Raw genomic sequence first — 20,187 nt, 5'->3', positions numbered from 1 at the left:
GTAATTACCGCTTTTTGCGGAAAGGATGAACTTTATGCGTGGATTATTTAACAGATTCGCCAATTTTATGCAGGGCAGATACGGCACGGATAAGCTCAACAATGCACTCTGGGTGCTGTTGCTTATACTGTGGTTCGTGAATATTTTTGTGTGGAACCGTGTTGCAAGATACATCATTGACGGAATAATGCTCTTGATTATCGTGCTTATCTGTTTTCGTATGTTCTCACGCAACATTGTTGCAAGAAGTGCCGAAAACAGAAAATTTCTTCCGATTTACAATGCGGTAACAGGTTGGTTCAAACTGACCTTCAAGAAAATTCGTGACCGCAAGGACTACCGTTATATCAAGTGTCCCGTGTGCAAGGCGCAGCTTCGTGTTCGCAACAAAAAAGGCAATCATACTGTTCGCTGTCCAAAATGCGGAAGTGAATTTAACAAAAAAATATGACCGCAGAATCTGCGGTTGCAACGAAATGATTTTGTGATAAAACTAAATAAAAACAGAGATTTGACCACAGGCAGTATAACAGGCGGCCTGTGGTCTTTTGCAGTACCGCTTATGCTCGGCAGTGTGTTTCAGCAGTTTTACAACCTTGCCGATACATGGATGGTCGGAAAATATGTGGGCGACAATGCCCTTGCGGCGGTCGGCTCGTCATATGATAGATTTTTTGTGTACGGATTTAAGCGAAGCGATAAAGCATTTATAAATTGAAAATTACGGCGGGCCGCCGTTCCCAATTCGTGCAGACAGTTTGTGAATGTCAAAAAACAAATTATGCCCGAGCGTAGTATTGCAACCGTTTGTACAAATAATCAAAACCTTTGTTATTGATTTTTAAAAAATCAACAACAAAGTATTTTGACAGGAACAAGTAAATATAAAAAACTTTTTTGTAAAAAACGAAACAAAAATATATATCCTGCTTTGAATTTCTTGTGTAAAACACTTTACAAATCGGTGTTTAAGTGATAAAATTTAAGATGATACAAAGTATCCGTACCGCTTGTTGATTTACGGTGCGTAATTAACGGGTATCGAAAATTTATGCGGCATCATTTCCTTTGCCGCTTTGATTAAAAAGGAGGACGATTCCATTGGCAAGAAAAATGAAAACTATGGATGGTAACAGCGCAGTAGCTCATGTTTCTTATGCGTTTACCGATGTTGCGGCTATCTATCCTATTACACCTTCTTCCGTAATGGCTGACCTTACCGACAAGTTCTCGGCACAGGGTGCCAAGAACCTTTTCGGCAGACAGGTTCAGGTAACGGAAATGCAGTCGGAGGGCGGCGCATCAGGTGCTGTTCACGGCTCACTCGCAGCAGGTGCTTTGACCACAACTTACACAGCATCACAGGGCCTGCTCCTTATGATTCCGAATATGTACAAGATGGCAGGCGAGCTCCTTCCGGGCGTTATTCATGTATCAGCCCGTGCGCTCACAAGCCACGCACTTTCTATTTTTGGTGACCACTCAGATATCTACGCTTGCCGTCAGACAGGTTATGCTATGCTTTGTTCAAACAATCCTCAGGAATGTATGGATCTTGCCGCTGTTGCTCACCTTGCAGCTATTGAAGGCAGAGTTCCTTTCCTTCATTTCTTTGACGGTTTCAGAACTTCTCACGAAATTCAGAAGATTGAGGAGTGGGATTACGCAGACCTCGCCGATATGCTTAACTGGGATGCAGTTGAGGCTTTCCGTCGTCGTGCTCTTAACCCTGAGCATCCTGTAACAAGAGGTACTGCTCAGAACGACGATATCTTCTTCCAGGCAAGAGAAGCTTGTAACAAGTATTATGACGCAGTTCCCGAAGTTGTTGTTAAGTACATGGACAAGGTTAATGCTAAAATCGGCACTGACTACAAGCCGTTCAACTACTACGGTGCAGAGGATGCAGAGCATGTTATCGTTGCTATGGGTTCTGTTTGTGACTGTACAGAAGAAGTTGTTGATTACCTCAATGCCGCAGGCGAAAAGGTCGGTCTTCTTAAAGTTCACCTTTACAGACCTTTCGTTGCCGACTATATGCTCAGAGAGCTTCCTAAGACTGTTAAGACAATCTCTGTTCTTGACAGAACAAAGGAACCCGGTTCAATCGGCGAACCTCTTTATCTTGATGTTCTCGCCGCTATCAACGGTTCGGACTTTGCAGGTGTAAAGGTTTACACAGGCAGATACGGTCTTGGCTCAAAGGATACAACACCCGGTGACATCATTGCTGTTTACAGAAACGCTGAAAGCGAAACACCTAAGAGAAGATTTACAATCGGCATTGTTGATGATGTTACAAATCTCTCACTTCCGATCGTTGAAAATCCCGATACAACTCCGAAGGGTACACACAGCTGTAAGTTCTGGGGCCTTGGTGCTGACGGTACTGTCGGTGCTAACAAGAACTCAATCAAGATTATCGGCGATAACACCGATATGTACGCTCAGGGCTACTTTGCATATGACTCAAAGAAGTCAGGCGGTCTTACGGTTTCTCACCTTCGTTTCGGTAAAACTCCCATTAAGTCAACATACTACATTTCAAAGGCAGACTTTGTTGCCTGTCACAATCCGTCTTATGTTGACAAGTACGATATTGTTGATGACCTTAAAGAAGGCGGTTCATTCCTTCTTAACTGCCCATGGGATACAGAAGAGCTTTCCGAGCGTCTCCCGGGTAAGATGAAGAAGATTCTCGCTGAAAGACACATCAACTTCTACACAATTGACGGTATCAAGATTGGTAAGGAAATCGGTCTCGGCGGTCGTATCAACACAGTTCTTCAGTCAGCATTCTTCAAGATTGCAGATATCATTCCTGCCGACAAGGCTAAGGAGCTTATGAAGGCTGCCGCTAAGAAGTCATACATGAAGAAAGGTCAGGCTATCGTAGATATGAACTACGCCGCTATCGACCGTGGTATGGAAGACCTCAAAAAGGTTGAAATTCCTGCTGATTGGGCTAACGCTGTTGATAATTCAGCTGCCGACAAGGCAGAGGGTAACGGCGCTCTCGTTGAGTATGTAAACGAAATCCTCAAGCCTGTAAATGCATATAAGGGTAACAAGCTCCCTGTTTCAACATTTATGGATCATGTTGACGGTACTGCTCCTAACGGTTCTGCCGCTTATGAAAAGAGAGGTATCGCAGTTGATGTTCCCGAATGGAATCCTGAAAACTGTATTCAGTGTAACAGATGTGCAATAGTATGTCCTCACGCTGTAATCCGTCCTGTTGCCATGACAGCCGATGAGCTTGCAAAAGCTCCCGAGGGTACAAAGAGCCTCCCGATGATGGGACTTAAGGACCTCAACTTTGTAATGACAGTTTCAACACTTGACTGTACAGGTTGCGGCGCTTGTGCTCAGGTTTGTCCGGGTAAGAAGGGCGCTAAGGCTCTCACAATGCAGTCAATCGACTCACAGCGTCCTAAGCAGGCAGTATTTGACTACGCTCTCACACTTGAAGATAAGCCTGAAGTTCACGAGAAGTTCAAGTTCACTACAGTTAAGGGCAGTCAGTTCAAACAGCCGTTGCTTGAATTCTCAGGCGCTTGCGCAGGCTGCGGTGAAACACCGTATGCAAAGCTTGTTACACAGCTTTTCGGTGACAGAATGTTTATCGCTAACGCAACAGGCTGTTCATCAATTTGGGGTGCGTCTGCTCCTGCAACACCTTATACAAAGAATAAGAAGGGTTACGGTCCTGCTTGGCAGAACTCACTCTTTGAAGATAACGCAGAGTTTGGTCTTGGTATGGCTCTCGGTCAGAAGGCTATCCGCAACAGACTTATCGAGTATGTTGAGGGTATTCAGAAGGATACAGACAGCGCTGACCTTAAGACAGCTTGTCAGAACTATCTCGACACAGTAACAGATTCAACTTCAAGCCGTCCTGCAACAGACGCTCTTATCGCTGAACTCGAAAAGAACACAGAGGATGCAAAGGTTGGCGAACTTGTTAAGAAAACACTCGTTGACAAGGACGAACTTGCTAAGAAGTCAATGTGGATCTTCGGCGGTGATGGTTGGGCTTACGATATTGGTTTCGGCGGTCTTGACCATGTAATCGCATCAGGCGAAAATGTTAATATCCTCGTATTCGATACTGAGGTTTATTCTAACACAGGCGGTCAGGCTTCAAAGGCTACTCCTGTAGGTTCGGTTGCACAGTTTGCCGCCGCAGGTAAGGCTGTTAAGAAGAAAGACCTCGCCGCTATTGCAATGAGCTACGGCTATGTTTATGTTGCACAGTGCGCTATGGGTGCTGACAACAATCAGGTTCTCAAGGCTATGGTTGAGGCTGAAAGCTACAACGGTCCGTCACTCGTAATCTGCTACGCTCCGTGTATCAACCACGGTATCAAGGGTGGCATGGGCATTGCTCAGCTTGAGGAGAAAAAGGCTGTTGAGGCAGGCTACTGGAACATCTTCCGTTACGATCCTCGTCTTGCAGACGAAGGAAAGAATCCGTTCATGCTTGACGGTAAAGCTCCTTCTGCATCATATCGTGACTTCATCATGGGCGAAGTTCGTTATAACTCACTCACTCGTTCATTCCCCGAAAGAGCAGAAAAACTCTTTGAAAAGGCTGAAAAGGTTGCTGCTGATAAGTATGCTCACCTTGAAAAGCTTGCAAGCCTTCCCGATGCCGAATAATTTTGGCTAAAGCTTGTAAAAAGTGAATATGTGAATAAATAAAAAATTCTCCCGAATATGGCATTTGCCGTGTTCGGGATTTTTTTAATTGAAAATTGAAAATGGAAAGTGGAAAATTGTAGCGGCGTACAGTGAACGCCAATCGAACCGATTGCAAAATCGGTTCGACCACAGGCAACGTCAGTATTTTTCCGTTTAAATAATAATTTATAAATGTAAACCCGTAGGGGCGGTCATCGGCCGCCCGCCTTGATGAAATATTTTGTTTAATCACATATGTTTTGATGTGATTATAATTGTGTATTGAACCTTGCACGCATTGCGTGCAATCGTATGCGTTGCATACGAACGGGCGAACACGGTTCCCCCTAAAACATACATTGCAAAAATAATTGGAATTTTATACTTGGTCAAAATATGTATGTTGCTGTATGGTTGATTTGGTTTTGCAACCAAATCAAATGGCGGTCACTGACCGCCGCTACTGTTTGTGAAAACTGTCTGCACGAACATAAAAAATGCGGTGGCACATTGCCAACCGCATTTTTATTTTACATTTTCAATTTTCAACTTTCAATTTAACAATCACGCAACCGTAACCGTAATCGTGACGGAATTGGTTCTTTTCAGCACATCGGTGACTGAATATGTTACCTTGTACTTGCCTTTTCGGGTGGTTACTACATTGCCGAAAACTTCGATATTTGATGTTATGTCGTTGCCGCAGGTGTCAACGGCTGTTACTCCTGCAAGGGCGTAAAATTCGCCGCCGCTTTTGATCGTGTAATCGTTTGCACCGCTGATTATTGGTGTTGCTTTGGCATACGGGCATTTTTTATTGCTGTCTGTCGGATCCCATTTGTTGGTAAAATCGGTGATTTTGATTGCATCCGGTTTTCCGAGAGGGCCTGCATTTTCTGCATCGTCATATATGCTTACATTCGTGCCTGTGGGGCAGTTGTCATAAACCCACTTTGCATCCGAAACCGCAAGTCTTACGCATCCTTGTGATGCCTGTTCGCCAAGCTTGTTGAACTCCTCAAGCTCCAAATCTTCTTCGCTCATTGAGTAGTAGGGAACGGAGTGGAAAAGATAATCGCCCGAAATTCCGCTGATGTATCTTCCAAAAACATCGCCCACAAGGGAAAGCCATTCAGATTTGATTCCGATTGTGTAGTCACCCGTGATTGTCGAATTGTCAAGACCTGTGGAGCAAATCATCGCCCTTACGGGGATTGTGTACTTGCCCTTTTCGTCATATGTGTAAACCGTCACGCAGTTTGCCGTGCGGTTGACCTTGATTGCGTACAGGTTTTTTGCCGTGTTACGCTTATTGCTTTCAAGCTTGTCAAGATTTGCCGTTATACAGGTTGAGTAGCTTTGCTGTTTTTTCGTGGTTGATTTTGCCACCGTAACCTGAAATTCCGACTTTGATTTATCTTTTGAAATGGCAGAAATCAGAGCCGTACCCTCTTTGAGAGCGTCAACCCTTCCGCCGTCATCAACGGTAACAATTTTACTGTCCGAGCTTGTCCATTTGGTAACGGATTTTGCTTTTTCGGATGACAGTTCAATAAGCTTTGATTCGCCGACTTTTAATGTGAGCGAATCAACCTTGCTCGGAAATGTCGTATTTTCGGTTACTGCCGTATCGGGCGTCTGCGGTTTTGGAGAATTTTGAGAATCATTTCCGAAAATTCCCGTCACACCGCATAATATGCAGGTTGCAATGAGGACAACACAAAGTAAAAGAATGAAAATTTTCTTTTTCATAGATTACCTATCCTTATAGAATTTAACATTAAATGGTTACAAAATTTTAACCTTTGTATATTATAACTTTTTTTCGACAATCTTGCAAGTGCTATTTTAAATCGGCGAGAAATGTGGTAAAATGTCAGTCGGAGAATGTTTTGTATTTTCCAAACTAACAATTTATGGTGATAATTATGGCACATCCGATTAAACATTTCAGAACAATAACCCGTCACAGGCACAAGGTAATTGCCAACTGTGCAAGGGCAGGAATTCTCAGACAGGGATTAATACACGATTTGTCAAAGTATTCGCCTACAGAATTTATTCCGGGTGCAAAGTATTTTCAGGGCACGAGAAGTCCCAATGAAAAGGAAAGAGAGCTGTACGGCTATTCACAGGCGTGGCTGCATCACAAGGGCAGAAACCGTCACCATTACGAATACTGGAACGATTACAACCCAAAGACAAAGCAGATTGAAAATGTTGAAATGCCTGTAAAATATGTTATCGAAATGTTCTGTGACCGAGTTGCCGCAAGCAAAATCTACAACGGCAAAAATTACACGGACGGCGCTCCGTTTACATATTTTTGCAGAATCAGAGGCAAACACCGTATGCACCCCAACACCGAGGCCTTGCTTGAAAAATTATTGGTTATGCTGAGAGATGAGGGTGAAGAAAAGACTTTTGCATATATAAGAAGTATGAAAAAGTGATTGTTTGTGCGAATCCTCCCGTCTGAAATATAGTCGCAAGGCTACCCCTACAGAATTGCACAAACAAAAAAACTGTCTACACGAATAGGGTACGGCGGCTCGCCGTAAGGAGTGATAATATGAAAACCGACAAAGTTATAACTGCTATGATTGAATATTTTGGAAGTGACAAGAAAAGAATTCACCATTTTCTCAAGGTTTATTCATTCGCAAAGACAATCGGTGAAAGTGAAAATCTTTTGCCCGACGATCAGGAGCTCCTTGAAATCTCCGCAATTGTTCACGACATCGGCATAAAGGTGAGCGAAGAAAAGTACAATTCGTCTGCAGGAAAGTATCAGGAACTTGAAGGTCCTCACGAGGCTGAAAAGTTGCTTGCTGCTCTCGGCTACGAAAAAACATTTATTGACAAAGTTTGTTACCTTGTGGGACACCATCACACCTATGGAAATATTGATACTTTGCCGTACCGAATTTTGGTAGAGGCTGACTTCCTTGTGAACCTTTATGAGGATGATTCAAGCCGCAGTGCAGCAGAGCAGGCATATGACAAAATATTCCGCACAAATACAGGAAAAAATCTGCTGAAAATAATGTTCCTCACACCCTAAAATTGTACTCATTTACCATAGCGTTTTGAGTGTGAAAAAGTGGTGTAAAAAGTATCTCAAAATGCTTGACAACGCCCTTAAAAAGTGTTATTTTAATGGTGTTGGTTATATGATTATAAAAGTGAATAAATGACAGAATACAAGGATGTATGACGATTTTTTCAAGGAGCTGACCTTACCGGGCGTCTGCTTGGAATTGAGTCGGCATTTTTTTGTGTCATATACAAAATTCAGTATTAATTATCATTATCGGAGGTTTTACAGTAATGAGAGAAGAATGGACAAATTTTGCAGGTGGCAAATGGGAGTCCGACATTGATGTCAGAGACTTCATTCAGAAAAACTACACACCTTATGACGGCGACCAGTCTTTCCTTGAAGGTCCTACAGAAGCTACAGACAAGCTCTGGGGCGAGCTCAAGGAACTCCAGAAGGAAGAAAGAGCCAAGGGCGGCGTTCTTGATATGGAAACTGAGGTTGTAAGCGGCATCACAGCTTACGGCGCTGCATATCTTGATAAAGACCTTGAAAAGGTTGTAGGTCTTCAGACAGACAAGCCTCTCAAGCGTGCATTTATGCCTTACGGCGGTATCAAAATGGCTGAGCAGTCATGCCAGATGTATGGCTACACTCCAAGCCCTAAACTCCACGAAATCTTTACAAAATATCACAAGACTCACAACCAGGGTGTATTCGATATCTACACTCCTGAGATGAAGCTTGCTCGTCACAACAAGATTCTTACAGGTCTTCCCGATACATACGGCAGAGGCAGAATCGTTGGTGACTACAGAAGAGTTGCTCTTTACGGTATTGACCGTCTTATCGAAGGCAAGAAAGAGGACTTTGCAGAAACAAACCGTCAGGGTATGAGAAGAGGCGACTTCCAGCTTCGTGAAGAAATCGCCGATCAGATTCGTGCTCTTAACGATATGAAGGAAATGGCACTTTCTTACGGCTTTGATATTTCACAGCCTGCTAAGAACGCTGCAGAGGCAGTTCAGTGGCTCTACTTTGGTTATCTTGCTGCTATCAAGACTCAGAACGGCGCTGCAATGAGCGTTGGTCGTGTATCAACATTCCTCGACATCTACATCGAGCGTGACCTTGAGAACGGTACACTTACAGAATCACAGGCTCAGGAACTTGTTGACCACTTTGTTATGAAGTGCCGTATGGTTAAGTTTGCAAGAATTGAGTCTTACAACCAGCTCTTCTCGGGCGACCCTGTATGGGCTACACTCGAAGTTGCAGGTCTTGGCATTGACGGCCGTTCAATGGTTACAAAGAACGACTACCGTTTCCTCCACACACTTGAGAATATGGGACCTTCACCTGAGCCAAACCTCACAGTTCTTTATTCTTCAAGACTTCCGGAGAACTTCAAGAAGTATGCTGCTCATATTTCAGTTACAACAAGCTCAATTCAGTACGAGAACGATGATGTAATGCGTCCTGTATGGGGCGATGATTACTCAATCTGCTGCTGCGTATCCGCAACACAGACAGGTAAGGAAATCCAGTTCTTCGGTGCAAGAGCTAACCTTGCTAAGTGCCTTCTCTACGCTATCAACGGCGGTATTGATGAAAAGACAAAGATGCAGGTTGGTCCTGAATATACACCTATCACATCAGAGTACCTTGATTATGACGAAGTTATCAAGAAGTATGACACAATGATGGATTGGCTTGCTCACCTCTATGTAGGCACACTTAACATGATTCACTACATGCACGATAAGTACTACTATGAGGCAGCAGAAATGGCTCTTATCGATACAGATGTAAGAAGAACATTTGCAACAGGTATTGCAGGCTTCTCACATGTTGTTGACTCACTCAGCGCTATTAAGTACGCTAAGGTTAAGGTTATCCGTGACGAGGACGGCATTGCTGTTGACTTTGAAACAGAGGGTGACTTCCCAAGATACGGTAACAATGATGAGAGAGCAGATAAGATTGCCGTTGATCTTCTCAAGACATTCATGGCTAAGCTCAAGTATTGCCACACATACAGAGATTCAGAGCCTACAACTTCTATCCTTACAATCACATCAAATGTTGTTTACGGTAAGGCTACAGGTTCACTTCCTGACGGCAGAAAAGCCGGCGAGCCGCTTTCACCGGGTGCTAACCCAAGCTACGGTGCAGAGCAGAACGGCCTTCTTGCTTCACTTAACTCTGTTGCTAAGCTTCCTTACGAGTACGCTCTTGACGGTATTTCAAATACTCAGACAATCAACCCGGGTGCTCTCGGACACAACGATGACGAGCGTGTTGACAACCTCGTAAATGTTATGGACGGCTACTTTGATCAGGGCGCACACCACCTCAATGTAAATGTATTTGGTACAGAAAAACTCATTGACGCTATGGAGCATCCTGAGAAGGAAGAGTACGCTAACTTCACAATCCGTGTATCGGGTTATGCTGTTAAGTTCATCGACCTTACAAGAGAGCAGCAGCTGGATGTTATTGCCAGAACCTGCCACGACAGAATGTAATGTCGGACAACGCTGTTAAAGGCTTTGTACACTCAATAGAAACTTTTGGCTCTGTTGACGGTCCGGGCGTGAGATTTGTGATTTTTCTGAGCGGTTGCGCAATGCGTTGCCAGTTCTGTCACAATCCCGACACCTGGAAACACGATGAAAACACCGTGGAATACACCGCCGACGAGTTGCTTAATAAAGCGCTTGCATACCGCCCCTATTGGAAAAATAAGGGCGGTATCACAGTAAGCGGAGGTGAGCCGCTTTTACAGATTGACTTTTTGCTTGATTTGTTCAAGAAGGCTAAAAAGCAGGGCGTTAATACCTGTATTGACACAAGCGCCAACCCGTTTACAACCAAAGAGCCGTTCTATTCAAAGTGGAAAGAGCTAATGGAATATACGGATTTGCTGTTGCTTGATATAAAGCATATCGACAACGAACAGCACAAAATCCTTACAGGACAGCCAAACACCAATATTCTTGAAATGGCAAGACAGCTTTCCGATATGGGCAAGCCCGTATGGATAAGACATGTTCTTGTGCCTGAAAGAAATGATAAGGACGAGTATCTTTTCAGACTTGCCGACTTTATCCGTTCGCTCAAGAATGTTGAGCGTGTAGAGGTGCTTCCGTATCACACACTCGGTGTGTACAAGTGGAAGGCTCTCGGTTATGACTATCCTCTCGAGGGCATTGAGCCCCCGACAAAAGAGCGTGTTAAGAATGCGGAAATGATTCTTAACGGCGAAAAAACAAGAGATTAATTTCTTATATAACAACGGCAGTACCGATTTTTTTGGTACTGCCGTTTTTGTTTTGATTTTTATTTGTTATTATGCTTTTGTTGTTTTTTCTTCAGCAAAATTGATGAATCAAAGGTGTATTCAAAGATTTTTGAGCTGTCCTTGTTGAGAAATCTCAGCGTAACTTTTGGGTTATCAACATCTTAAAATAATAGCAGATAAAGCAGAATTTTGCAATAATAAAACACCTTGCCGCCGTATCCAATATACAACTATTGAAAAATTGCGCAGAATATGGTACAATTCACCCAACAAAGCATTGATTTTACAAACAATTACTACATATTTTTAATTTGAAAGGAGTAAAGTAATGAAATCAGAAAACATAAAAAAATTTGGTTGTGTTTTGCTTAGCGCCATAATGCTTTCGGGCATTTCGGTGTGTGCTGTATCTGCCGAAGAAAAATCAACGGAAATTCATATAGTTCACACAAACGATATTCACGGCTACTACAAGTCCACATCGGGCGGTCAAATCGGTTTTGATGCAGTCAAGACCATTGCGGACAAGGAAAATGCCGATTTGATACTTGATGCAGGCGACACCTTTCACGGACAGTCATTTGCCACCGTTGAAGAGGGAAAAAGCATTGCCGAGCTTATGGACGCTGTAGGTTATGACGCAATGACGCCCGGCAATCACGATTGGTCTTACAGTGCCGACAGGCTGAGAGAGCTTGACAGAGAAAGCTCTTTTACCATACTTGCCTCAAATGTGGCAGACACAAACGGCAACAGATATTTTGACAACAACTTTTATATAAAGAATGTTACTGCTGATGACGGCACAAAGGTAAGAGTCGGAGTTTTCGGCGTTATTGACGAAGATTTTTACACATCAACATCGGCAAAGAATGTTGAAAATGTTCGCTTTGAAAATTCAGCCGAAACAGCGACAGCGTATGCGAATTTTCTCAGAGATGACGAGAATTGTGATATTATACTTGCGCTGACTCATAATGCAAACCCCGAAAAATTCATTGCCGAAACATCGGGCATTGATGCGGTAATCGCAGGTCATCAGCACATTCTCATTGACAAATACTGTACTGACAGTGACGGCAAGAGCGTAAAGCTTGTTGAGGCAAACTGCTTTTTCAAAAATGTAGGTGTGCTTACTCTGACATATTCCAATGAAAAGGGCGTTACCGATGCAGTCGAAAAAACATATTCGTCTGCCGATACTCAGGGGATGTCCGATGAAAAGATTGCGTCCGATATTTCTGCAATTGAAAAGCGTGAACAGAGCGTACTCAGCGAAGTAATCGGCGAGAGCAGTAGGGAGTACGCTTACAGCTGGGAAGAGCTGAGAACAAGCGAGCAGGAGATAGGCAGAATCGTAACAGCCGCTTATCTTGACTTTACGGGTGCTGATGTTGCAATGGAGAATGCAGGCGGAATCCGTTCGGGTATTCCAAAGGGTAATGTGACATATTCCGATTTGATTTCAATTTCACCCTACGGCAATGTGCTTGTTGAAAAGGAGCTTACAGGTCAGCAGATTATTGATATTCTTGAATTTTCAGTTGACCTTATGAAGAAAAACAATGCGGTTTATGACCTTCAAAAGCAGGCGATAAAGGACGGGGAAGACCCGTATCAATACAGCTGGCCGGATAACAGCGGTTCTGTAATGCAGTTCAGCGGTTTAAGTGCGGTATATGACTATTCAAAGCCGTACGGCGGCAGAGTGTCAGATGTAAAAATCGGAGGAAAGTCAATTGACACTTTAAAAACTTACAGAGTGGTTTCAAATAACTATGCGTTTGACAGTTCCGATTACGGCGATGTTGCGTCGCTCACGACCGTGAAAGAATATACCACCTGCGAACAAATTCTGCGTGATTATATCGGCAAGGGCGATTTTGAAAAGGCTGCCGCAAATGCAAATCTTGTTGAAAAATCGTCACCGTCGGAAGAAACGACTGCTACTCAGGAACAGACTGTTCAGACTGCTCCAACGGGTGAGCCTGCAACTGTCGGTACAACCTCTGCAAATCCGACTTCGGCAACAGGCGGTGCCGCAACATCGGACAGCACTCCTTCACAGCCTGATAAAAACGGCAGTGTTCAGACAGGAGTGACAGCAACGGCTGTTATGATGCTTGTTGTAATTTCGGGCGGAGTACTTTTTGCCCTTGCAGAGCGTAAAAAGAGAATATGACACATTGACAGCCATTTGTGCAAAGATTATCAGTTGCCTATTGAAAAATTTGTAAAAATGGTATAAAATAGCGATAAGTAGAAAAATACGGTTTTTCCGCTGATTTATATTAATACTGAAAGAGGTGCCGGAATGGATAAAAACAAAAAATTATTCTACACAATCATCGGTGCAATCTCTGCACTTGCGGCTGCCACAGCAGCATTTCTCGCTTTAAAAAAGCACAGATGCGCAGAACAGAAGCTTATTGAGGAAATTGACGATATTGTTTCCGAAAAAGAGCCTGAGGAGGCTGCAAAGGAAGAACCGCAGGCAGAAGTTACAGCCGATGAGCTTGCTGAGGAAGAATAAGCAACAAGTTGTTGCACCCAATTCGGGTAGCAGTATTTGCATACGCAAAAGTTAAATACCAGAGCGGTGCTTTCAATTAAGAATTGAAAGTTGAAAACAGAAAATGATGTCGGCGGTGTGCCACCGCAGTCTATTCAAGAAAACAGTTTAAAAAAGAAAATGCATCAGTTGCCCGAAAAGCTCTGATGCATTTTTGTTTTGTGCGAAGTAACCGCCAAACCCACAGCCGTGAGGCATTATAAAAACGCAGACATCATCTGATATCTGCTATACCTCCTCAATGGCTTGTCGGTTAAAGCAACCGTAAGCCTTAATTCCCTCTGAATTTAAGATAAACGGCATAGACAGCCTTTTTAATTTTTTGAATTGGCGTAAGCTTGAAACCCTTCTTTTTCATAAGACTGAGAATTTCTGTATAATAGTCCTTGTTCTGATGTTTGAGAACATAGTCCATATATTTGTTCTTGTCTCTGTAAAATTTCGGAATATCAAAAACATTCTTATACAGTTCAAGTTTTCCGAGTGCCATAAGCTCAAATTGCGTTCTGACGCACTTTTCACAGTGACCGCAGTTGTTCTCACCGTAGTAACACACATTGAGGTTATCATATGTAATCGGAAATTTTGAAATGAAGTCAACCTTTTCAAGCCTAGTCTTTTCAAGCCCTGTAATGTAAAAATCGGTACTTTCGGTACTCAGCATACTTGCCGTAAATGCCTCATAGTGTGCCGAGCCGGTGTCGCATTGTTTTATCGAAAAACTGCTTATCGGGTATCCCGACGCATAGTAATAGTTTTTGAAAAATTTCTGCATACATAAGACCGCCGAAAAGCTGCAATAATGATGAACCTTTACATACGGCAGGGTAAGATGTTCACCGAGATTTGAATTAATGTCAATCAACGGCATATCAAAGATTTTTGCGGATTTTTTTGCAATTTCAAGACGATTTTCGTACAGCTCGGCAGATTGTTCGGGTGTGTAATTAGCCGTACTCCTGTGGGAGCCGACATTGAAAAAGGTAAGATGACTCAGCTTTTCCGTTCTGTTTTCGGAAAGACTGCAAATTGTGTCAAATGAATCCACACCTCTCGAAAATCCTGTTGCCGACGCATTTTTGCAGCAGTAGTTTTCCTGTGTAAGCTCTTTTGCAGATATCGAAATTTTGTTGAATAATTTTGAATTTTTTGTAAGAACGGGAATGAAAATTTCATTAAGCTGAAAACACAGTTGCTTCGACATCTTTGCTTCTGCCGAAATATTTAGACTGTTGTTCATTGCATACGGCAACAGCGCAACAACGAATGCGTCGGCACTTTCGGTCAGATAGTCAGCATACTTTGCATCAACATCAAACCAGAGAATGTAGGAAGGCTTTCCGTTTTCGCTGATTTTTGAACAGAGTCTGGCACGATTAGCAAGTTTTTCAATTTTCGGTTTGCCGATAATCAATGTTTCCATACTTTTACCCTCAAATTAATCTCTGAAAAACAAATCTCTTGTGTAAACCTTTTCTTTTACACAGTCAAGAACGGAGCTGTATCTGTTTGCAACGATTACATCCGATTTTGTGACGAACTTTTCAAAGTCGTTTTCAACGCCAAAGCCCTCGAATAAATCGACTTTAAGTGTCGGTTCGTAGATGATTAACTCGATACCGTTATTTTTCAAAAGCTCCATAACGCTCTGAATTGAGCTTTGTCTGAAGTTATCGGAATTTGACTTCATTGTAAGGCGGTAAATTCCGACAGCTTTTGGATTTTTATTCATTATCTGTGATGTAATAAATTCTTTTCTTGTCTTGTTAGATGTTACAACAGCGCTGATAATGTCATTCGGAACATCCGAAAAATTGGCCTTGAGCTGTTTTGTGTCCTTTGGCAGACAGTAACCGCCGTAGCCAAAGGACGGATTGTTGTAGTGATTTCCGATTCTCGGATCAAGACACACACCGTCAATGATACTTTTAGTGTTAAGGTTCTTCATTTCGGCATATGTGTCAAGCTCGTTGAAAAAGCTGACACGCATTGCAAGGTATGTATTTGCAAAAAGCTTGACCGCCTCTGCCTCTGTGTAGTCCATAAAGAGAGTGTCTATGTTTTCCTTAATTGCACAGTCTGCAAGTGCCGTTGCAAAAGTCTCGGCAGATTTTTTCAGTTCTTCATTTTCCATATCAACACCGACAATGATTCTTGACGGGTAGAGGTTATCATAGAGAGCCTTGCCCTCACGCAAAAATTCGGGACTGAAAAGAATTTTTGTGTATTTGTATTTTTCAATAACACTTTTTGTGTATCCAACCGGTATAGTGGATTTGATAACTATAACCGCATTTGGGTTGCATTCAATTACAAGCTCAATTACAGCCTCAACGGACGATGTATCAAAAAAGTGTCTTTCGTCATCGTAATTGGTAGGAGTAGAGATAATTACAAAATCAGCGTTTTTGTACGCAGATTTTGCATCAACGGTTGCAACCAAATTTAATTTTTTGTCAGCAAGATATTCTTCGATTTCCCTGTCGGCAATCGGAGATTTCTTTTCATTGATTAACCTTACCTTGCTTTCAACGACATCAACAGCGGTTACCTCGTGTTTCTGCGAAAGAAGTACAGCGTTTGAAAGACCTACATAGCCTGTCCCGGCAATTGCTATTTTCATTTGGTTTCACCTGATTACTTTTTTAATAATTTTTTTGCCTTTTGAATCTGTGACGGACTGAGAATTGACTTTGCTTTTTCCATCATCTTGAGCTTCATTCCGCCAAATTTCATTCTGTTGTCATGAAAAAGCCTGTTAATAAGCTTTGCGTCCTCTTCCATATCGGTGAAAATCTCAACAAAAATCGGTCGGTCGGATTCTTCTGCAAGTGTAGGAATAATGTTGTCAACTTCTTCCTTGGTTGTTGCGCTGTAATAGTCATATCCGAGTGATTCAATCCAGCCCTTTGCGCCCTTGTGATGTTCGGCGCAGATGTACTGATTGATTGTAGGAATCTTTTCCTTGCCCATAAAGAAGTGAAATTCTGAACCACCGCCGTTGTTGAGAAGAATAATTCTCGCATTGTTCTTGATTCCTCTGATGCCTGCGGAGTTCATATCATAGAAGAAACTGAGGTCGCCCACAACGCAAAAGGCAAGCTCGTCTGTTGCCGATGCCTGTCCGAAGAACGAAGACATACAGCCGTCAATACCCAGAGCGCCGATATTGCTGTAAACCTTGACATTCGGTTTCAAATCGAAGAACTGCATAGTTCTTGTACTGCTGAGAATTGCAAGGTGCAGAACAGAACGGTCGGGAATAATTTCAGCAAGCTTTTTGGCAACATACATATTTGAGAACGGAAGACTGCTTGAATAATCAAGCATTTTGATATCGTCATTCCACATATTGTAGTATGTCATATCATTTTTTGAATCCTGCGGTGCGTTCTCTGCAAAGCAGTTAAAGAAATACTGCGGTGTACATTCAAATATATCTGTCAGCTTGTCGGAAAAATCTCTGATTCTTCCCGCAGTATCAATTTGCCAGTGAACAAATTTTTCCTTGTGAGCCTTAATCATAGGCTTGAGTTTATATGAAGCAATATTGTTGCCGAACGAAATAATAAGATCGGGGCATAACTCGCCGAACATTCCCTGCATTGAGCATTCTGACAAAGGATAGGTCATAAGGCAGCCCTTGCACTTGAGGTTTGACATATGCTCAACCGATATAAGGCAATTGTATTTCTCAAAGAACTTCTCAACGCACGCTCTGTCATCTTCCGAGAAACAGTTGTTCTGACCGGCAATGACAAGAATTTTCTTATATTTTGAAAGCCTTTCTGCATATTCACGCCACTTCTCGGAGGGCATATCGGGAGAAATTCTGTTGATTTTCCTAACCTGAGGAAGATTTTCACAATCATATACAGCCGAGTTTTCAACAATCGGAATATTGATATGCACAGGTCCTGTTCCGTGATGGTCAAGCTCCGAAAGAGCCTCGTTAATAAGTCTTTCGCAGTACCATCTGTCATTTCCGCCACGCACAACGGGAAGATTAACGGATTTTTTTGTAACCGATTCAAAAATATTGACCTGCTGGGTTTTCTGCAGCATAAGCTGATTTAATCTGTACGGGTCTTTGTCAGCGGTAATTGCGACAATCGGAACATCCTGATAAAATGCCTCTGTCATACCCGGAAGATAGTTGCTTACAGCCGTACCCGAGGTACAGATACAGGCAACGGGGGATTTTGTCTGTTGTGCAAGTCCGATGCCGTAATACACGGCACTTCTCTCGTCAACGACCGAATGACACTCAAAAAAATCGTCATTTTCAAGTGAATGAATTATAGGAATATCACTGCCTCCGGGAGAAAGCACCAATTTGTTGATATTATATTTTTTCAGAAGTGCAGTGAGCAACTGAATGCTTTTTATTGTAGAATACATACGCTTTCCTCCGCTTTAGTTTTTAATAATTCCGGAACCGCCTGTAATCAGAGCGATTTTGCCGTTAAGAATATTGTTGTTCTCCTTCTGCACATACACGGGAACAACATTTTTTGCTTTAAATGTTTTGATTATGCCCTGTCTGACTTTTTTTAGTGTATTTTTAAGACTCATTTTAACCACCGCTGACAAAGGATTTAAGATAATCCAAAGATATTATTGTCTGGTTCTTGATTTTTTTGTTCACATCGTACCAGTTTATTTCGGTTTCTCGGCAGTTTCCGTCAACAATTTCACGGTCGATTCCAAGACTTTTCAAAAGGCCTTCGGAGCGGATGTTTCTTCCGCTTTTGTTCTTGAATTCAACAAAAAGATTCTTGTTGAAAATAACAGAAAACGCTGTTCCGTGAAACGAGTTTGTAACAACATATTCGGCATTTTTGAAACAGCCGACAAATTCCTCAACAGTAGGTGCAACAATATAATTTATACCGTGACTTACAGGGTGAGGTGCATCGTTTATGCAGTAAACGGGAAGGTTCTTTTCTTTTGACAGTTTAAGGGCAAAATCCACAAGCGAAACTGCCGGATTAGCCGTAAAAATGAGGATATACGGTTTGTCGATTTTTGAAACGGCAATCTTTTTCCATTCGTCTGCCGAAATCAGCAGGGTAGGATCAAGATGAGTTTCGGCGGTTCTGCCCGTGAGTTCTTTTACAAGCTTTTCTCCGCTCGGTTCACGAACTGAGAACTTCTGAAAACCGTTCAGCCTTTTTTTATATTCATCAATAAATTCATCGGGCAATGTCGGAACGGCAAAGCTTGCCGCATATGAATACTTCTGTTTGTCATCGGCAAATGTCAGAAAATAAGCGGGATCAAAACCGACGCATCTCGGACTCCACACCTGATCGCTTCCCGAAATGAACAAGTCATAATCGTTTTTAAGCTCCCCGATATTCTGCGGAGTATACGACTTTTTACTCTTTACAAGATAGTTATTGAAAAACGACTTAAAAGCGTCTCTGCGTTTTGCTCTTCTCCTTACCATGACACAGCTTTTTGCAAAGGATTTCAGAAGGTCGTTTTTATAAATGCGAAAGGGTTTGTAGTCGGCTGTGATTTTCGGACAGATATAGTCAACAATTTCACACTCTGCACCGAGCGAGGAAACGGTTTTTTGCAACGCATAGCTCTGAAGCACAGCGCCGTAGTTCAATGCACGGTGAAATGTTACAATGCCTACCTTTTTCATTATCTGCTTCCCCCTGATTGTTTTTTGTACAAAAAATATCCCATGGGATAAAATATGACCGCAAGAGCCCTCTTTGAAAATGTGTCGGGCATCTTTTTTATTTCGGAAAATCTTTTGCCGTTGAGTAAGCCGTCACGGGAAAGTCCCACAAATTGTTTGATAAAGAACTTAGGATTGCTCTTTGCGTAATCCCAACATTCGTTTATAAAGTGGAGTCTTACGAAAATAGTTTCCCTGTGAGCCGAGTAAGCGTTACCCGTCAAAGAATTTTCCTGATCGTTTATGTAATATCGCAACGGTGTGTCAATAAAACGGGTTATATACTTTCTTCCGATATTGTCCCAATAGATATTTTCGGGATAAAAATGAAGTCCCGAAACACACGGATATGGGTTGGCTCTGATTATTTCAAGTTTTGTCATTCCCCACATCTCACCGTCAATTTTATACTTCAATCTCAGGTCAAGGTCGGAACAGTCAAATCGTTCTGACGGCAGAGGACAACCGTTTGTTTTGCCGCTTTCGTTACAGGTGCGGCACGAAATTCCCTTGTATTTTGACTTGTCTTCATCGGGAATTTTGTTCCATTCGTTTATAAATGTTTCAAGGGCATCGTCTTTTACGCTGTCATCGGAGTCAATCGTTATAAAGAATTCACCCTTTGCAATCTGTGCCGCAACATTTGTTGCAATGTGTTTTCCTTTGTTGGTCTGATATTTATAGGTTATGTTAAAGTCGGGCTTGTCGCTGATGAATTTCTCAACCGTTTCTTTTGTGTTGTCGGCTGAACCGTCATCAACAATTATCCATTCAAAATTTCTGTATGTCTGTCTTTTCAGCGCCTCATATAATCTGGGCAGAGTTTTTGCCCTGTTATATGACGGTGTAAAAACGGAAAAAGTATATTCAGTCATTGCAACCTCAAAATGATA

General features: G+C 42.4%; 16 protein-coding genes. 9 read left to right on the top strand and 7 right to left on the bottom strand.

Annotated elements, in window-relative coordinates:
- The first annotated feature begins 34 nt into the window (after positions 1–34).
- The 3 genes from AC2HW8_RS02535 (at position 35) to nifJ (ending at position 4,662) form a co-directional block, all read left to right on the top strand.
- The gene (locus tag AC2HW8_RS02535; protein ID WP_015523118.1) at positions 35–451 is read left to right on the top strand and encodes an MJ0042-type zinc finger domain-containing protein; all 417 of its coding nucleotides are present in this window, start codon (positions 35–37) and stop codon (positions 449–451) included.
- A gap of 33 nt (positions 452–484) precedes the next feature.
- Positions 485–718, top strand: a complete 234-nt coding sequence (locus AC2HW8_RS02530) for an MATE family efflux transporter (protein WP_484327102.1) — start codon at positions 485–487, stop codon at positions 716–718.
- Positions 719–1,101: 383 nt separating this feature from the next.
- A complete protein-coding gene (gene nifJ, locus AC2HW8_RS02525; protein WP_215639217.1) occupies positions 1,102–4,662 on the top strand; it encodes a pyruvate:ferredoxin (flavodoxin) oxidoreductase in 3,561 nt (1,186 codons plus the stop codon).
- 585 nt (positions 4,663–5,247) lie between these two features.
- Here nifJ and AC2HW8_RS02520 read toward each other — a convergent pair.
- On the bottom strand, positions 5,248–6,435 hold the full coding sequence (locus AC2HW8_RS02520; RefSeq protein WP_484327101.1) for a L,D-transpeptidase family protein: 1,188 nt from the start codon (positions 6,433–6,435) through the stop codon (positions 5,248–5,250).
- 176 nt (positions 6,436–6,611) lie between these two features.
- Between AC2HW8_RS02520 and AC2HW8_RS02515 the strand changes: the two genes are divergently transcribed.
- From AC2HW8_RS02515 to AC2HW8_RS02490, 6 genes are all read left to right on the top strand, one after another.
- Positions 6,612–7,136, top strand: a complete 525-nt coding sequence (locus AC2HW8_RS02515; protein ID WP_015523120.1) for a DUF5662 family protein — start codon at positions 6,612–6,614, stop codon at positions 7,134–7,136.
- 119 nt (positions 7,137–7,255) lie between these two features.
- Positions 7,256–7,747: an HD domain-containing protein gene (locus AC2HW8_RS02510; RefSeq protein ID WP_046431236.1), complete on the top strand. Its 492-nt coding sequence runs from the start codon at positions 7,256–7,258 to the stop codon at positions 7,745–7,747.
- 266 nt (positions 7,748–8,013) lie between these two features.
- Positions 8,014–10,251 carry a formate C-acetyltransferase gene (pflB, locus tag AC2HW8_RS02505; RefSeq protein WP_015523122.1) on the top strand — a complete coding sequence of 746 codons (2,238 nt, stop codon included), beginning with the start codon at positions 8,014–8,016 and terminating at the stop codon, positions 10,249–10,251.
- Positions 10,251–11,006: a pyruvate formate-lyase-activating protein gene (gene pflA, locus AC2HW8_RS02500; protein WP_117951293.1), complete on the top strand. Its 756-nt coding sequence runs from the start codon at positions 10,251–10,253 to the stop codon at positions 11,004–11,006. The genes pflB and pflA overlap by 1 nt, the downstream gene beginning before the upstream one ends.
- 349 nt (positions 11,007–11,355) lie before the next feature.
- Positions 11,356–13,209, top strand: a complete 1,854-nt coding sequence (locus AC2HW8_RS02495) for a bifunctional metallophosphatase/5'-nucleotidase (RefSeq protein WP_484327100.1) — start codon at positions 11,356–11,358, stop codon at positions 13,207–13,209.
- A 132-nt stretch (positions 13,210–13,341) separates the two neighbouring features.
- Positions 13,342–13,560 (top strand): hypothetical protein, encoded by a 219-nt coding sequence (locus AC2HW8_RS02490; RefSeq protein ID WP_015523125.1) that lies wholly within the window; start codon positions 13,342–13,344, stop codon positions 13,558–13,560.
- 310 nt (positions 13,561–13,870) lie between these two features.
- Here the strand turns inward: AC2HW8_RS02490 and AC2HW8_RS02485 are convergent, their stop codons facing one another.
- The 6 genes from AC2HW8_RS02485 to AC2HW8_RS02460 are packed head-to-tail and all read right to left on the bottom strand — an operon-like array spanning position 13,871 to position 20,169.
- Positions 13,871–15,022: a hypothetical protein gene (locus tag AC2HW8_RS02485; protein WP_303786102.1), complete on the bottom strand. Its 1,152-nt coding sequence runs from the start codon at positions 15,020–15,022 to the stop codon at positions 13,871–13,873.
- A gap of 15 nt (positions 15,023–15,037) precedes the next feature.
- Positions 15,038–16,222 (bottom strand): nucleotide sugar dehydrogenase, encoded by a 1,185-nt coding sequence (locus AC2HW8_RS02480; protein WP_303670885.1) that lies wholly within the window; start codon positions 16,220–16,222, stop codon positions 15,038–15,040.
- A 14-nt stretch (positions 16,223–16,236) separates the two neighbouring features.
- Positions 16,237–18,000 (bottom strand): 2-succinyl-5-enolpyruvyl-6-hydroxy-3-cyclohexene-1-carboxylate synthase, encoded by a 1,764-nt coding sequence (gene menD, locus AC2HW8_RS02475; RefSeq protein ID WP_303693587.1) that lies wholly within the window; start codon positions 17,998–18,000, stop codon positions 16,237–16,239.
- 15 nt (positions 18,001–18,015) lie between these two features.
- A complete protein-coding gene (locus AC2HW8_RS02470; RefSeq protein ID WP_482605704.1) occupies positions 18,016–18,174 on the bottom strand; it encodes a hypothetical protein in 159 nt (52 codons plus the stop codon).
- 1 nt (position 18,175) lies between these two features.
- Entirely contained in the window at positions 18,176–19,255 is a 1,080-nt protein-coding gene (locus AC2HW8_RS02465; RefSeq protein WP_482605706.1) for a polysaccharide pyruvyl transferase family protein, read from the bottom strand.
- Complete coding sequence (locus AC2HW8_RS02460; RefSeq protein ID WP_484327099.1) at positions 19,255–20,169, bottom strand: glycosyltransferase family 2 protein; 915 nt, start codon at positions 20,167–20,169, stop codon at positions 19,255–19,257. Before AC2HW8_RS02460 ends, AC2HW8_RS02465 begins: the two co-directional genes overlap by 1 nt.
- Between the last annotated feature and the right edge of the window lie 18 nt (positions 20,170–20,187).

The organism is Ruminococcoides sp. (genome assembly GCF_057037865.1).
Note: the sequence above shows the minus strand (reverse complement) of the source record. Positions and strands in the feature narration are given on the sequence as shown.